Consider the following 14,422-nt stretch of genomic DNA (forward strand, 5'->3'; position numbering starts at 1 on the left):
TCTAACTGGAGCAGATCATGATCCTCAAATTATCCAAGTTTACCTCCATTTTAAGAGTGAACAGTTACCCCTAATGAAAAGGGTAAGTCTATATGAACACTTAATATCCCTTCTAGAAGATAAAGGACACATACTTCAATATCGTATTGCAATAGCTATAAGTTATTTATACGTGTGTGATGAGGAAACAGCCTTGAAATTGGTCTCGGATGCAATGGATCAGTATACAGAGGATGAATGTGACTCATTGTATAGCAAGTTGATTTATGCAAGGTGCCTAAGTCTACGTGGTGATTTAAGTCAAAACGGAAATTTAAAAAAATTAGCATCTGAGAAGTTTGAAGAGATTTTATTGTGTGAACACTTGACGGATATTGGAGCATCAGAGGTTTGTTGTGGAATAGCTGGTTGCCTGTTTCATTTGGCTAAATTTGATGAAGCAATAAAATTCTATCAGCGTGCATATGAAATTTCTGAAAAAGAAGTAATCAAAGTCTTCGTAGCACTTTGTATGGCCGACAAATCAGATAAACAAGCCTTAGAAGTCTTGGATTCAGTTGATTCTTCATCCTTAAATAAGTCCGAGTTTTTCGACTTTGCTGTCAACTATTCTTATGCGGCAACGAAGTTCGAAAGTAAAGTGGGTATTCAGTCTAGTTTAGAGTTGCTTAGGTCAATAGCTTGCGCTGAACCTGTTTTTGAACAGCGTAGACTAAAATTAATTTGTGAACTGAACGATCTATTAGTAACAGGAAAGTATTCAAAAAAGCAGTATTTATTAGACATGCTCAAAATACTAAATAGATATTTACTAATCCAGCCTAATGTTGCTGGTATAGGTTTAGACATTAATAAGATGCTTAAAGGCCAACAATCTAACAAAGCATTTAGAGGTGATTCATAACGCTTGGTATTTTTGTTCCATCTTTGGATTCATTGTTTAAAGTGGTATGGTTGAGTTTAGTGGTCGCGTTACTCATGCCTGATTTGCCTTTTAAAGAATACTAGTCACATAACAACCAAACCTATTCTGTCTTAGTTTCAAGGAGGAAACATGACAAGCGACCAACTATTGGAAAAGGCACTTTATAGCAGTGCCAGCATCCACCAACCCCATTCTTTAAAAGCCTATTTGGCTGCGAATTATCTGAATGCTTATTTCGCCAAATCAGACAATGTGTGGCTTAAAACGAGTGAGCTGATAGACCAAACTGAGATTGAAGTTTTAGGTGAGTACTCTACAACGGTGCAGGCGCCAAAGTTTACGGATTTTCGTATTCACAGGATATTGGATAATGGGGTATACCCAGCGGCGTATGCTGCTTTAATGCAGTGGCATGAGAATAAGGGCTTTCAAGATATCTTCTCGCATTACGTTTCACAGACTTCTCAAACAAGCGAATACCTTTCCCACAATGTGACTATCTTATTGGCGTTGAATCGTGTTTACCGTGAGTTAGAGCCGTCTCAAGTTCCCGCATTCCTTAACCGCTTCACTGAATTTGTCACATCGACAAGTTCTGACGGTGACCGAAGCACTGACACAAGCGAAGTCGTAGAGCTCGATAAGGTATTACAAGCATGCCTAAAACAGTTTGGTTTCTTTGGGCACAACCTCATTACGCTTACGTGGATATTGCGTTGCAAGGAAGATCTGTCGAAAGAGCAATATGACGCCATGCTTTCTAATCTCTATCGACAGGCCAATTGCCCTTTGGAAGAGCCAGACGATGAGATTGATCAAGCTATCTTGGCGCAGTGTCAAAGCTCAGATAATTCAGATGAGCTCTATGACAATGTGCACCGATTGGTTTTTGGATATACGTCGAATCTACACCAGATAACCCTAGCGGACGCATTGTGTTTTCTTCACGAACGATTCCCTGAACATACAGCAGAGCTAAAATGTGTCGCAGAGTATCAGTGTCGTTTGTTAGAACAGTAAATTTAGAGATAGAGCTACCCCGTTTGGTGGGGTTCTTAGTTGATACGACAAGCTTAAGGCATACTTAACCCAATGAGATTGTGCTGCGCTTTTATCAGAAGTGGCTCTTAATTTATGGACATGACTAGAAACGTAGAAAACACTCTCCTGAATTTAATTGCAACAATAAATGACATACAAACATAGAGGTAGCGCACAGAATCGAGAAAGGGGATATCGTGATCACGTAATCATTGATCTAGCCGATAGTGAGATAGTGATAAGAGTTCGATAATTCGTTGTCGGATCTAAATTAGAACTGTAAGTCTAATTTCTAAGTAGTTGTTATCTCAGGAAGAGTTTTTGTGCTATGCGCCCCTATATTAAATACATTATCCCTATTTTAATTCCTTTCATTATCCTCGTAATGCCGCTATCAGCGTTTCCATTTGAAGGCCTTACGATTATTCAACAACGCGTTATCGCGATCTTTTTATTAGCGGCATTGTGCTGGGTGTTCGAGCCTATCCCGATCTACGCGACGTCTGTTGTTATTATCGTTCTGCAGTTATTGATGTTGTCGGATAAAGGGCTGATCTTTTTAAGGTTTGAGCATGGGGAAGAGCATTTTGGTGAGCTGTTAAAATACAGCGATATTATGGCGACATTCGCTAGCCCAATCATCATGCTGTTTTTAGGTGGTTTCTTTTTAGCGATGGCTGCCACTAAATATCGATTAGACGTAAACTTAGCTCGCGTGTTGTTGAAGCCATTTGGACAAGACCCAAAGTTTGTAATGCTCGGCTTAATGTTGATCACGGGTATTTTTTCGATGTTTATGTCTAACACGGCAACAACGGCAATGATGCTATCTATTTTAACGCCTGTACTGGCTGTGTTTGGCCCGAAAGACCCCGGTCGTGTAGCGTTTGCGCTTTGTATCCCTGTTGCCGCTAACATCGGTGGTATTGGTACCCCAATCGGTACCCCTCCGAACGCTATCGCACTTAAATATTTAGTTGGCGATAACCTCATTACGTTCGGCGAATGGATGGCATTTGGTGTGCCGTTTGTCGTTATTATGATGGCGTTAGCGTGGTTTTTAATCGGCTTTATGTACAAAGCTGACCAAAAGAAAATCGAACTAAGTATTAAAGGTAAATTCCTTAAAACACCCAAAGCCATTGCGGTGTACGTCACTTTTGCGCTGACCATCATTCTTTGGTTAATGGGTTCAAGCCACGGCATGAACTCTTATACCGTAGCTCTGATTCCTGTGGCTGTGTTCTCTCTTACTGGGATCATCAATAAAGAAGACCTGAAGAAAATTTCTTGGGACGTATTGTGGCTTGTATCAGGTGGTATTGCGCTTGGTTTAGCGCTCGATAAAACTGGCTTAGCAAAGCTGGTGGTACACAGTATTCCGTTTGATGCTTACTCACCCTATGTGGTGTTGTTCGGAGCGGCGTTCTTGTGTTTGGTAATGGCAAACTTTATGTCTCATACCGCAACGGCTAACTTGTTAATGCCAATTATGGCGGCATTAGGTTCGTCTATGGCTTCACTCACGCCACTAGGCGGTGAGTTAACGTTAATTCTGGTTGTGACTTTTGCCGCTTCATTAGGTATGTCGCTACCAATCAGTACGCCACCGAATGCGTTGGCTCATGCCACGGGTCATGTGCAAAGTAATCAAATGGCCAGAATCGGTATTATTTTGGGTGTGGTTGGTGTGCTACTGAGTTTTGCTATGGTGTGGGTGCTACATTCAATTGGTCACATAGGATAACGATACGTGTATCAACAAAAGCTAGAAGCACTTATCGATCGCTATTTTAATCACACAGAACGTCGGGTGACGTGCTGTGCCGGTAACACCATTATTGAGCAATCAGCGTTAAACACTCGTTTATATTATGTATTTAGTGGAGAACTGGAAGGGTTTTATACCGATGCGAATACACCGCAAGTGCGAGTATTTAGCGCAGGTAGTGGGGCTTTTATAGGCGTTCATAGCTTCTTTTCTGGTAATTGGACAGCATCTTCAACGGTTGTTGCCAAAACCGATGTTGAGTTAGCGTGGATCGATAAAGACACGCCTGCAGAAGATGAACGTAAATTTGGTCCTCTTACCGCACAGTTCACACCTGTGATTGTCAATGAGTTGTCGCGTCGTCAACGCCGCGCAACACAGGAAGCGATCGCGAAGCAAAAAGCGCTAGAGAAGTTACATACTGCTGAGCAAATGACGACCTTGGGTCAATTGGCTGCAGGGATTGCCCATGAGCTTAACAACGCTATTGGTGTAGTAAATAGTAAATCTGGCCGACTTGAAACGGTCATAATGGAACTACTTGAAGAAGTGCATCCAGAAGCCAGTCAATTTTTCGATTTTGGGTTAATGCATGGTCAGAAAACGTCGTCGTCAGAAGCACGAACACGTGGGCGACAATTTGAAAGAAAATATGGTTTAGACAAAAACATTGCTCGCTCTCTTGCAAAGGCGATTCCAATTGACGCTTTATCGGCAACAGACGTTATTTCAAAGCATTGGCTGAAAAACCCAGAACAAGCGATTCGCTTTTGGCAGATGGGCTGTGATTTACATGATTTACGATTGGCATCTAGACACACTGTAGGCATTGTAAAATCGGTTAAACAACTTGGCAGAGTTGATATTGACACCGAAGAAGCGGTTGATATTAACGACTCTATTAACCATGCCTTATCGTTGTTACAAAGTGAGTTACGTAGAGTGTCTGTGCGATTGAGCCCTGCGGATTTACCGTCTTTTAAAGGCTCGAAAACAGAACTCGTTCAGATTTGGGTCAACATTGTAAAGAATGCTTGTGATGCAATGTCGAATTCAGACGATGCCGCAATAGAGATTCAAACCAGATTAAGTAAGAAAAGGATATTAGTTACGATCGCGAATAACGGCCCTGAGATAGACGAGGCGACTCGTAGAAAGGTATTTCAGCCCAACTTCACCACTAAAAAAGGTGGTTTATCGTTTGGACTGGGCTTGGGTTTATCAGTAGTTAAGCGGATTGTGGCAGGTTATGGCGGAAGTATCATTGTGAAAAGTGATGCTTCTAAAACTGTATTTAGAATCAAGTTACCAATAGAGGGTGAACATGGAGAAGCTTAATTTAATCTGTGTCGATGACCAGAGAGAAGTACTGAGCGCAGTGATACAAGATCTAGAGCCGCTGGCGAGTTGGCTGAATATTGAAGATTGTGAATCAGCGCAAGAAGTGCTTGATCTCATTGATGAACTTGACGCAGAAGGCGAACACATTACCGTCATCGTGTCTGATCATGTGATGCCAGGGAAAACGGGTGTGGAGTTACTCACTGAAGTGTTCCATGACAGCCGCTTTCCGAATACAAAGAAAATCCTTCTTACGGGGCAGGCCACTCATACTGATACCATCAATGCGATTAATGCAGCAGGCATCGACCGTTACTTTGAAAAGCCTTGGCAAGCAAGCACATTAGTTGAGTGTATTCGTACTCTTGTCACTGAGTACATATTTGATCAAGGGCTTGATTACACAGACTATCAGAATGAGCTCGACCAGCAGGTTGTGTTGAGACGCTTACGCTAGTCTCTATGTTAGCGACTTACGCTCGTCATTTATGTCAGTCGCTTAAAATTGTATGCACCGAAGGACGCTTTCCGAAGGATTTTGTCTTTGAAAGATGTAATCTTTCGGTGCCTATATTACCTATCTCTTTTAGTCGTTCAGGTTAAGTATTCAGTTATTAACACACTGGTTGCTGGCTTAAGTCTAAAACTCATACGCCACGCCAACGAAAATGAAGTTAATGCATATCTTTATAAACCGCATGAGTGCCGCGCCTGCCTCCAAGCAACGCCAGCGGATGCATTGTGTTCTCTTCATGAACGAATCCCTGAGCATACAGCTGAGCAAAAATATGTCGCAGAGTATCAGTGTCGTTTATTCGAAAAGTGAGCCGGAAGTCAGATGGGGACTTACAACGTAAAGGACTAGGCTTTTCACTGATTACTGCGTAATAATGCATTTGCCCATAAGTGGGGGTTTATAGTCAGTAGGATTTTAAAATGAGTGAGATTGCTCGCTTTATCTCTGGTGAAGCGCCAGATAATTTTGGTCGAAATATAGAACAGTTATTGGCTTACAATCATTTTTGGTTGGAGCATGACCATAAGTACATTCAAGTATTCTTCCCAATCGATGAGGGGACTAAGTTTAATCAACATGCACCGTTGGTTACTCAAGAAGATAGGGTACTTTTTGTAAGTTCAGAAGCGCTCCGCACAGCTCATCTACAAGTGCTTGATCTGATGCTTGAGTTTTGGGGTATGCAGCGGAAAGGGAGTGAAATATCTTCATCGTTGCCACTTAGCCCAGCGAACCATGTATGGCTAAAGAATCATGACCATAACCAGCTAAGGCTAACGCGAGCCATTCGCAGTTTATACTTGTTAGGTAATGAAGAGGTCGCAACTCGCTTATGTGACTTTCTAGTATCAGCGGCGAGCGAAACAGGCTCGGTGTCGGAGAAAACCGTTCAGTATTGGCGCAATGCCTTGGAAGGTTAGTTTTTTGTGCAGAGCTTTCGGCGCTGTACATAATTGATTCCCAATGTGCGGCATTTTCGTAGGATGCCGCTTTCTCTACATTCAACATTTGAATGCAATTTGTGGAATATATCAAAATTAATTAAATTGATGGTAAGTTATTACTTTTCATTATGTTAGGGTTCTTTCCTTAAGGTCAGCGGATTAGGGAAGAGGCTCGTGAAGAAGGGTTTTGTGATAGCGATATCAATCGGCTTTGTTGTCTTCTTCCTCGTTGGTCGTGAGCTTCTGTGGTTCGGGTCTAATAATTCCGAGTCGTTCCCTAAACTTCCTGATAGTCCCCAATTTATGCCATCTACCGAATTCGACGGTGAGTGGCTAGGCCGTCGCATTAACACCACTGGCAATAATATGTGTGAACGAACAACCATCACCGGATCCATTCGTGAGGGTAAGGCCACGCTAAGGCTTACCTACAACGGAACACCATTAGAAGGTTGGGTGACAGAAAGCGGTGACTTACGTCTATATGCCAAACATCGCCAATGGGATTATCGCTTTTCCGCACATGGCAGTAGCAATAGGTTTGAGGGCCGGTGGTACTTAACCAATGGCCCATGCCAAGGAACTTGGTTTATAGAAAAGGTCGATGGTAAGTAGGGTTGTTAGCACAAGGCGCCGTATAAAATTAACCAGCACAAGGTTCTTTTAGGAGAGATAAGTGATCAGATTAATCGCCGTATTTATTGTGGCTTTCGGATTAGGCGCATATGCGAGTTTACATGTGTTGACCGATTATGTTGAGAGCATCCAAGACAGTCACAAGGTTGTCGTACAACAAGGATTTGAAACCTATAAATATGCCAATACAAAAGATGTTGCCCCATTAATAAAAGCATCGAACTTATTAGCTCGTTATAGTGCTTGTGAATTAGAGGGAGATGAAGGCGATGCGATTGCATTAACCCTGTCTATGAACGCTATTTCCTTTGGGATGTTATCGAAGCAAGCGTCTGACCTCGATCAGGATACCTTTAGGACTGGTTTGATGATGTTTAGAAAACTCAAAGACAATGAGAAAGCGTCTGGTCAGTTAACGGAGATACTTACTGCGTACTGTAAGGAGAGTCTTCGCTATCTATACGACTGTGAAAAGCTTTCTAATTTGTTAGGCGAAGAATGGGATACCCAATGGGAGGAGCTGAAACCAGAATGTACCTAAAAACGATTCAACATATGTGGCATTTACCTATGTCGTATTCCGGTGTGATTTGAAAACAAAGGACGCAATATGGAAGTAAAGCTGGTCAAAGGTTCAGATCCTCAATTCGCTGAGCTAATCACCAAAACGAATATGGCGAGTTACTATCAGGCTCGTGGCATCGTTTGGGGTCATAGTCAGTTTTTACGAAGCTGGGATGAGCTGGATAACTATGAAGTCTATGTCGGTGGTAACCGTATTGGAGTTATTCGATTCAGCTATACCAGTGATACTACGTTTCTCAGAGACTTTCAGATATTAGCTGAACATCAAGGCCGAGGCTTTGGTGCTAAGTGTTTAGATTTAGTGATCGAACATGCGAACAATCAAGCATCGAATCAGTTAGTGTTGCGTGTGTTCAGTGAGAATCCCGCTATTAAGCTTTATCAATCAAAAGGCTTCACCAAACTTTCCGAGGTTAAAGGCTTGGTTGAAATGGAGCTACGTTTAGATTCAATACAAGGAAGGCATCATGGTTAGCCGTATCCGATTAAATTTTGTTAAATATACTCTGCTTGAGTTCGCACTCGCTGCGTTCTTATTAGTGTATATTTATTGGTTATTTGATGGTAACCCTCAATCACTACCTACTATTGGTTTGATGTTCAGTGCTGTTGCGCTATTAAAAGTCGTCACGCTATGGTGGCAGTTCCGCAATCGCTCTTTTGAAATATCGAACAACCATGTTTGTTTCGATGGTTACGCTTGCGATATCAAGTTACAGGGAAATATTCTTCCTTTTGGTATCGGGTCTGTTATTAAGCTTTCCTACACGAAAGGTGCGATGCAAAAACGCAACATCTACCTTCCGAAAGGGGCAATGAACCAAGATGAATGGCAGCGTGTATTAGCTTGTCGTGCATAGTCCCACTTCTTTAGTTTATGTTGTGCGCCAGTTTGTATTTCAGGCTCTGTGGGTGTGCTAGTATCCCTTTTTTTGCACCGAGCTAGTGTATGACTAACGACCATTTCCAGGGTAGATACGAAGTAGAGCTTAAGTATAGCCTCGATTCTAAATCAGAATTCTTGAAGACATTGAGTCTTATTCCCCATGAAGTGATGCTCCAAGATAACCTTGAGTGCGATTGGTATTTCGATAGCCCAGACAGAAGCTTACAAGCTCAAAACAAGAGTTTATGTATTCGCACAATGGAACCGTCGGGCATTAAGTTATGGATTGTAAAAGGCCCAGAGTCTGACCGATGTGAAGCGACAAACATCACCGATGCGTCGAATGCCAAGAGTATGCTTGAGAACTTGGGTTACGAAGTGATTCTAAAAGCACAGAAGACACGCAGTATCTACTTCGTGGGCGAATTTCATATTACTGTCGACTCACTAAAGGGTATCGGTGTTTTTGCAGAGTTCGCTATCATGACGGACGATGAGTCTAAGTTATCGGTTTATAAAGATGAGTTGGAGTTATTAGCCAGTCGATTTGGGCTGACTCAATCAGCACTACAAACTCAGTCTTACAAGCAGATGTTCGAAGAAATGAACGCATAACACAGCGCTTAAGTGTCAGGGAGAGTTATGGATACCATTATCAAACAAGCCATCGAATTGCGAAAAGAGGCCAAGTATCAAGAGTCACGAGACTTGTTAGCGACACTGCTCGATGATGAAAAATATGCTGCGAAAGCGCACTTGCAGATAGCTTGGTCTTACGACAATCAAGGAAAAGAACAGCAGGCTATCGAGCATTATTTGCTGTCCCTCTTGGGCGAACTTACTTCTATAGAACGCTTTGATGCGCTTTTCGGTTTGGCGAGTACTTATCGAAGCCTAGGTCTTTATGCAGAGGCTTTTAGCTATTTCGAACAGACGATGACAGAGTATCCTGAATCCCTTGAAGTTCAGCCTTTCTACGCGATGTGTCTGTATAATTTAGGTCGCCATAAAGAGGCGACGTCTCTATTACTTGAGCTGTTGGTTTCTACGACCAACAGCGATGCGATTAAGGAGTATCAACGAGCGATCTCCTTATATGCTCAAGACTTGGATAAAACTTGGTAAACAGCCTGTGAGTAGTACGCCTCACTTAATACGAGAAAAGCCTAAGCATCATTCGATACTTAGGCTTCAAGATTTAACTTTTCTCTTCAGATCAGCCGTTACGCTGAAAGCTCATTACGAACGATCTCTGCGCCAGCGCTGAGTGCATTCAGCTTAGCTGAGGCAATGTCGCGTGGTAGGGGAGCCATACCGCAGTTGGTGCAAGGGTAGAGCTTGTCTGCATCAACATACTTAAGCGTTTCTCTTAGAGTGCTGGCCACTTCTTCCGGTGTTTCAATAGAGTCTGTCGCAACATCAATAGCGCCAACCATCACTTTTTTACCGCGAACAAGCTCAAGCAGTTCAAGTGGTACATGAGAGTTGTGACACTCTAGTGAGATGATATCGATATTAGATTGCTGCAGCTTAGGGAAGACTTCTTCATATTGGCGCCATTCCGTGCCTAATGTCTTTTTCCAATCTGTGTTTGCTTTGATGCCGTAGCCATAGCAAATATGTACTGCGGTTTCGCATTTAAGCCCTTCAATGGCTCTTTCCAAACAAGCGATACCCCAATCATTCACTTCATCAAAGAACACGTTAAATGCAGGCTCATCGAACTGAATAATATCCACGCCTGCAGCTTCAAGTTCTTTGGCTTCTTCGTTGAGGATCTTTGCAAATTCCCACGCCAGTTTTTCACGGCTTTGGTAATGCGCATCGTAAAGTGTATCAATCATGGTCATAGGCCCCGGCAGAGCCCATTTGATCGGTTGGTCAGTTTGCTGACGTAAGAATTTCGCATCTTCAACAAACACCGATTTCTGACGAGAAACTGGGCCTACAACAGTCGGCACGCTTGCATCATAACGATCGCGGATTTTAACGGTTTCACGCTTTTCAAAATCAACGCCATTCAAGTGCTCAATGAAGGTGGTTACAAAGTGCTGACGTGTTTGTTCGCCGTCACTCACAATATCAATGCCTGCTTGTTGCTGCTCGTGCAGAGAAACACGCAGTGCATCGTGTTTGCCGTCAGTAAGTTCATCACCTTGCAGCTTCCACGGAGACCAAAGTGTCTCAGGCTGTGCAAGCCAAGACGGTTTCGGCAAGCTGCCTGCTGTTGAAGTCGGTAATAGTGTTTTCATAATAATTCTGCCTGTCCTTAGATTCCCAAAGTGGATCGTACGTTTCCTAATGCGCGTAAAATAGCTCGATTACTGCGCGTAGTTAGCAGACCAGTTTTCTAGTACCGATTGGTATGGCTTAATGAAGTTTTCTTCTGCGAATTTACCTTGTTCAACCGCTAGCTTGCTTCGTTCTTCTCGGTCATACACGATTTGAGTCAGTGAGTGATCCAAGTTTTTCAAATTTGGCTGGTAGCAGTTACCTGCAACAGCGTTCGCGTTGTAGATCTCAGGGCGGTAGATCTTCTGGAAAGTACCCATGGTACTGATGGTGCTGATAAGCTCTAGGTTAGAATAATCGTTCAGCAGATCACCGAAGAAATAGAAAGCCAAAGGTGCAACGCTGTTTGGCGGCATGAAATAACGAACTTGTAATCCCATCTTCTTAAAATATTGTTCAGTTAAAGACGACTCGTTAGGTTGGTATTCAAAGCCTAATACTGGATGTTGGTTTTCAGTACGGTAATAGGTTTTATTATCTGACACACTTAAGCAAATAACAGGTAGTTTATTAAAGTTCTTTTTGTAAGCTTCAGAGTTAACGAAATACTTAAACAGCTTGCCATGTAAATCACCAAAATCGGCAGGAATACTGAATTTATCTTGGCCTTTATTATGATCTAAAAGTAATACGCTGAAATCATAATCACGAACATAAGAAGAGAAGTTATTCCCGATAATACCTTCAATACGCTCGTTAGTTTTACGGTCTACAATATTGGTTTTCAACACTTCAATTGAAGGGAATGCCTCGCCGTTGCTTTCGATGTCCATATCAACAGAAACAATTTCAAGCTCTACAGAGTAGCGGTCACCCTTTGGGTTATCCCAATGTGCTAAGGCATTGAAACTATTGTCGATCATCTGTAACGCGTTACGTAAGTTCGCTTGACGACTGTCGCCACGAGCCAAGTTTGCAAAGTTGGTTGTAATACGCGTGCTGTCTGCAGGTTGGTAGTTTTCGTCGAGGCTAATGCTCTTAATCGTAAAATTAAATTCTTTATTCATGTTGATTTGGTATCCCAATTTGTTTTCTGATTCTCTCGGTCTTTAGTATTAAAACTGACTTTATTTTTTGCTTGTGACCGGATTAAGAATAGAAGGCTATGCTGTCTGAAATTAGTGCTTAGTAGAATTAATTTCGTATAAAGTTAATTGCTTAAGGTTTTATACGTGGATAGGGTGGCCATTAACAATGGTATTACTTCACATTCACCATGAGGAATATTCATGATCTATATGTTTGAATATTCAAGTCGGTGTCAGTTATATTAACTAGCTTGATGGAAATATAACCACATTAATAGTGTGTTATTTAAGATGATTAATTTAATAAGAGATGGATGAAATGAGTGAATTGTTGTTGTTGATTTTCTACTGTGCGTTACTGGGCAGTGGTGTTGGGTTTCTAGCCGGTTTGCTAGGTATTGGCGGGGGGCTGATCATTGTTCCCGTATTAAGCAGCATTTTACTTTATTTAGAAGTTCTACCGTCTGACCAAGTTGTTGTCGCTGCGATTGCAACCTCGTTAGCATCAATATTGTTCACTTCCACTTCTTCAGCACTTGCTCACCACAAGAATGGTAACGTGCCTTGGGACTTGGCGCCTTGGATCATGTTGGGTGTTGCGCTAGGTGCACTGGTAAGTGGCTTTATGGCGGCTCTGTTGCCAGAAAAAGTTGTACGTATTGTGTTTGCTGTGAGTGTTGTTCTGATTGCGATTAAGATGTTCTTGAGTAGCAAAAGTGATGCACCTAAGGAACGAAAACTGCCGAATAAAGGCGTGCTGACTGTGCTGACAACCATTACGGGTGGTTTGTCTGCCATGATCGGGATTGGTGGCGGTGCGTTGTTGGTTCCGTTATTAACGTTCTTTTCGGTCGATATGAAAAAGGCGATCGGGTGTGCCTCGGCTTGTGGCATTGTCATCGCGTTGTTTGGCTCTATCGGCTACATCACTTCAGGCAGCAGCCACTTCGCGCTAACAGACGGCTTTGCAGGCTTTGTTTATCTGCCTGCGCTGCTGGGTATCGTGTGCACATCTTGGTTTACTGCTCCGTTGGGCGCAAAGGCAACCAACCATTTGCCGGTTCCAACGATTAAGAAAATCTTCTCAGTACTGCTGGTTATCATCGCAGCAAGTATGGTGGCTCGTTAATTTCAAACAGTTCATGACCATTCGGTTGATTGCTTAATTAGACATTTAGGTGCGAAACACCACGTAAGTGTCTAATTGAGATCGAAGCCTTTAAATAGCGGAATTCATCCCTTTTAATGCATCACTACTCATAATAAGCTTATCCCGTTTTATAAATGTCTCAAATGTGCTCAAGCACTCACGTAAAAGGAATTTATGATGGCACGGGAAATCTCATTTAAAAGTAATGGACCACAATGGAACGTGGTTCTATCAATGGCGATAACCTATACCATCGTATCTCTGATGATCAGTTTCTTTTATCAAACTGAATTACAGCTTTTCCCTTTCATCACCTCAATTACCCTCATGACTGTGGTTTACATGGTTGCCTCAAGGCTCACGAAAAGCCATTTGTCTTTAGACGATGGGAGTGTGTATTTACATGGTATCAAGGCGAACCTAGTGGTTAAAAAGTCTTTGTTTGGTCATTCTTTTATTGAAGTGAAATCCTTAACCGAAAAAGGTTACCACAAGGTGAATATACGCAAAGGGCAGGTTGAGCTATCTGATTGGGAGCTATTGTTGAGTAAGACGACATAATCACATTGATTAGATACGAGTAATGAGATCCTAATAGGAGCAGTCATCAGGCTGCTCTTTTTTGTTTGTCAGTCTACATTTATACGATTATGTCTATGAGTATGTTGACAAAATCTTGTTGTTTAACCGGATTCACTGCTATAGCTAAATGTACTTGTTCTTATCAAGGCAATGCTAAAAGTGAGTGATTTATGGACCCGTTAACGCAGGGCGTGTTAGGCGCTTCTTTGTCACAATCGGCAAGTAAAAAACAACATTTAGTTGTTGCTGGGGTATTAGGGCTGCTCTCCGGCTTGGCGCCAGATTTAGATGCACTGATTAAGTCTCAGAGTGACCCTTTGTTGGCATTGGAGTTCCATCGACAATTTACCCATTCACTCTTCTTTATCCCCATTGGCAGTTTGATCTGTGCTTTGGTTCTGCATCATCTCATTGCAAAAAGGCGTGGGCTTTCTTTCAAACAAAGTTGGCTGTTTTGCGCTCTGGGTTATGGCACTCATGCACTGTTAGACGCTTGTACCAAATCAAAATACTGACTGATTTTCTGTTAGGTTGTTAGGTAAATGAGTGATAGTTACCGTCTAGCAATAGTGGAGGGATACAAAGTCAAATTTTAGATACAAAGATTCCCTACTAACAGTTTTTTTTGTTATTGAGCAGATGCTATAGCACAGACTGTTAGAAAATAGACATTGATATAAATAGCGATGATAAATTTTCTGTTAGCCCGAATTCAACTGCGAAG

Annotated in this window: 16 protein-coding genes and 1 pseudogene; 15 read left to right on the forward strand and 2 right to left on the reverse strand. The window is 42.2% G+C overall.

The genetic code is table 11. From position 1 onward, the window contains the following. The 12 genes from BCT34_RS24525 to BCT34_RS22580 all read left to right on the forward strand — a co-directional run. Positions 1 to 904, forward strand: a 904-nt coding sequence (locus BCT34_RS24525; protein WP_165690287.1) for a hypothetical protein, incomplete at its 5' end; no start/stop codon positions are given. Between the two features lie 150 nt (positions 905 to 1,054). Continuing rightward, positions 1,055 to 1,945 carry a hypothetical protein gene (locus BCT34_RS22525; RefSeq protein WP_076651528.1) on the forward strand — a complete coding sequence of 297 codons (891 nt, stop codon included), beginning with the start codon at positions 1,055 to 1,057 and terminating at the stop codon, positions 1,943 to 1,945. 349 nt (positions 1,946 to 2,294) lie between these two features. After that, positions 2,295 to 3,713 (forward strand): SLC13 family permease, encoded by a 1,419-nt coding sequence (locus tag BCT34_RS22530; protein ID WP_076651527.1) that lies wholly within the window; start codon positions 2,295 to 2,297, stop codon positions 3,711 to 3,713. Positions 3,714 to 3,719: 6 nt separating this feature from the next. Then, positions 3,720 to 5,075, forward strand: coding sequence for an ATP-binding protein (locus BCT34_RS22535; protein WP_076651526.1), 1,356 nt, complete (start codon positions 3,720 to 3,722; stop codon positions 5,073 to 5,075). Continuing rightward, on the forward strand, positions 5,062 to 5,535 hold the full coding sequence (locus BCT34_RS22540) for a response regulator (protein ID WP_017070648.1): 474 nt from the start codon (positions 5,062 to 5,064) through the stop codon (positions 5,533 to 5,535). The genes BCT34_RS22535 and BCT34_RS22540 overlap by 14 nt, the downstream gene beginning before the upstream one ends. 479 nt (positions 5,536 to 6,014) lie before the next feature. After that, the gene (locus tag BCT34_RS22550) at positions 6,015 to 6,515 is read left to right on the forward strand and encodes an opioid growth factor receptor-related protein (protein ID WP_076651525.1); all 501 of its coding nucleotides are present in this window, start codon (positions 6,015 to 6,017) and stop codon (positions 6,513 to 6,515) included. 198 nt (positions 6,516 to 6,713) lie between these two features. Next, positions 6,714 to 7,154, forward strand: a complete 441-nt coding sequence (locus BCT34_RS22555) for a hypothetical protein (RefSeq protein WP_076651524.1) — start codon at positions 6,714 to 6,716, stop codon at positions 7,152 to 7,154. 61 nt (positions 7,155 to 7,215) lie between these two features. Further along, positions 7,216 to 7,716: a hypothetical protein gene (locus BCT34_RS22560; RefSeq protein ID WP_076651523.1), complete on the forward strand. Its 501-nt coding sequence runs from the start codon at positions 7,216 to 7,218 to the stop codon at positions 7,714 to 7,716. Between the two features lie 69 nt (positions 7,717 to 7,785). Beyond that, on the forward strand, positions 7,786 to 8,235 hold the full coding sequence (locus tag BCT34_RS22565) for a GNAT family N-acetyltransferase (RefSeq protein ID WP_076651522.1): 450 nt from the start codon (positions 7,786 to 7,788) through the stop codon (positions 8,233 to 8,235). Then, on the forward strand, positions 8,228 to 8,620 hold the full coding sequence (locus tag BCT34_RS22570) for a hypothetical protein (RefSeq protein WP_076651521.1): 393 nt from the start codon (positions 8,228 to 8,230) through the stop codon (positions 8,618 to 8,620). The genes BCT34_RS22565 and BCT34_RS22570 overlap by 8 nt, the downstream gene beginning before the upstream one ends. 89 nt (positions 8,621 to 8,709) lie before the next feature. Beyond that, the gene (cyaB, locus tag BCT34_RS22575; RefSeq protein ID WP_076651520.1) at positions 8,710 to 9,261 is read left to right on the forward strand and encodes a class IV adenylate cyclase; all 552 of its coding nucleotides are present in this window, start codon (positions 8,710 to 8,712) and stop codon (positions 9,259 to 9,261) included. A gap of 27 nt (positions 9,262 to 9,288) precedes the next feature. Next, positions 9,289 to 9,771: a tetratricopeptide repeat protein gene (locus BCT34_RS22580; protein WP_076651519.1), complete on the forward strand. Its 483-nt coding sequence runs from the start codon at positions 9,289 to 9,291 to the stop codon at positions 9,769 to 9,771. Between the two features lie 98 nt (positions 9,772 to 9,869). Here BCT34_RS22580 and BCT34_RS22585 read toward each other — a convergent pair whose 3' ends face one another. Together BCT34_RS22585 and BCT34_RS22590 are read right to left on the reverse strand one after the other, a co-directional pair. After that, complete coding sequence (locus tag BCT34_RS22585) at positions 9,870 to 10,898, reverse strand: methionine synthase (protein WP_076651518.1); 1,029 nt, start codon at positions 10,896 to 10,898, stop codon at positions 9,870 to 9,872. A 69-nt stretch (positions 10,899 to 10,967) separates the two neighbouring features. Beyond that, the gene (locus BCT34_RS22590; protein WP_076651517.1) at positions 10,968 to 11,945 is read right to left on the reverse strand and encodes a DUF1852 domain-containing protein; all 978 of its coding nucleotides are present in this window, start codon (positions 11,943 to 11,945) and stop codon (positions 10,968 to 10,970) included. Positions 11,946 to 12,285: 340 nt separating this feature from the next. On the opposite strand from BCT34_RS22590, the gene BCT34_RS22595 reads away from it, so the two are divergent. From BCT34_RS22595 to BCT34_RS22605, 3 genes and pseudogenes are all read left to right on the forward strand, one after another. Continuing rightward, a complete protein-coding gene (locus tag BCT34_RS22595; RefSeq protein ID WP_076651516.1) occupies positions 12,286 to 13,095 on the forward strand; it encodes a sulfite exporter TauE/SafE family protein in 810 nt (269 codons plus the stop codon). Between the two features lie 195 nt (positions 13,096 to 13,290). Beyond that, the gene (locus BCT34_RS22600) at positions 13,291 to 13,677 is read left to right on the forward strand and encodes a hypothetical protein (RefSeq protein ID WP_241906880.1); all 387 of its coding nucleotides are present in this window, start codon (positions 13,291 to 13,293) and stop codon (positions 13,675 to 13,677) included. A gap of 191 nt (positions 13,678 to 13,868) precedes the next feature. Then, a pseudogene (locus BCT34_RS22605) lies at positions 13,869 to 14,198 on the forward strand (metal-dependent hydrolase); the annotation flags it as partial. Positions 14,199 to 14,422: the final 224 nt, after the last annotated feature.

Origin of the sequence: Vibrio sp. 10N.261.45.E2 (genome assembly GCF_002875705.1) — a bacterium.
Lineage (GTDB): Bacteria > Pseudomonadota > Gammaproteobacteria > Enterobacterales > Vibrionaceae > Vibrio.

Coding starts and splice junctions, on each gene's coding strand:
- BCT34_RS22525 (WP_076651528.1), top strand. CDS start 1,055: ATGACAAGCGACCAACTATTGGAAAAGGCACTTTATAGCAGTGCCAGC.
- BCT34_RS22530 (WP_076651527.1), top strand. CDS start 2,295: ATGCGCCCCTATATTAAATACATTATCCCTATTTTAATTCCTTTCATT.
- BCT34_RS22540 (WP_017070648.1), top strand. CDS start 5,062: ATGGAGAAGCTTAATTTAATCTGTGTCGATGACCAGAGAGAAGTACTG.
- BCT34_RS22550 (WP_076651525.1), top strand. CDS start 6,015: ATGAGTGAGATTGCTCGCTTTATCTCTGGTGAAGCGCCAGATAATTTT.
- BCT34_RS22565 (WP_076651522.1), top strand. CDS start 7,786: ATGGAAGTAAAGCTGGTCAAAGGTTCAGATCCTCAATTCGCTGAGCTA.
- BCT34_RS22570 (WP_076651521.1), top strand. CDS start 8,228: ATGGTTAGCCGTATCCGATTAAATTTTGTTAAATATACTCTGCTTGAG.
- cyaB (WP_076651520.1), top strand. CDS start 8,710: ATGACTAACGACCATTTCCAGGGTAGATACGAAGTAGAGCTTAAGTAT.
- BCT34_RS22580 (WP_076651519.1), top strand. CDS start 9,289: ATGGATACCATTATCAAACAAGCCATCGAATTGCGAAAAGAGGCCAAG.
- BCT34_RS22585 (WP_076651518.1), bottom strand. CDS start 10,898: ATGAAAACACTATTACCGACTTCAACAGCAGGCAGCTTGCCGAAACCG.
- BCT34_RS22590 (WP_076651517.1), bottom strand. CDS start 11,945: ATGAATAAAGAATTTAATTTTACGATTAAGAGCATTAGCCTCGACGAA.
- BCT34_RS22595 (WP_076651516.1), top strand. CDS start 12,286: ATGAGTGAATTGTTGTTGTTGATTTTCTACTGTGCGTTACTGGGCAGT.
- BCT34_RS22600 (WP_241906880.1), top strand. CDS start 13,291: ATGATGGCACGGGAAATCTCATTTAAAAGTAATGGACCACAATGGAAC.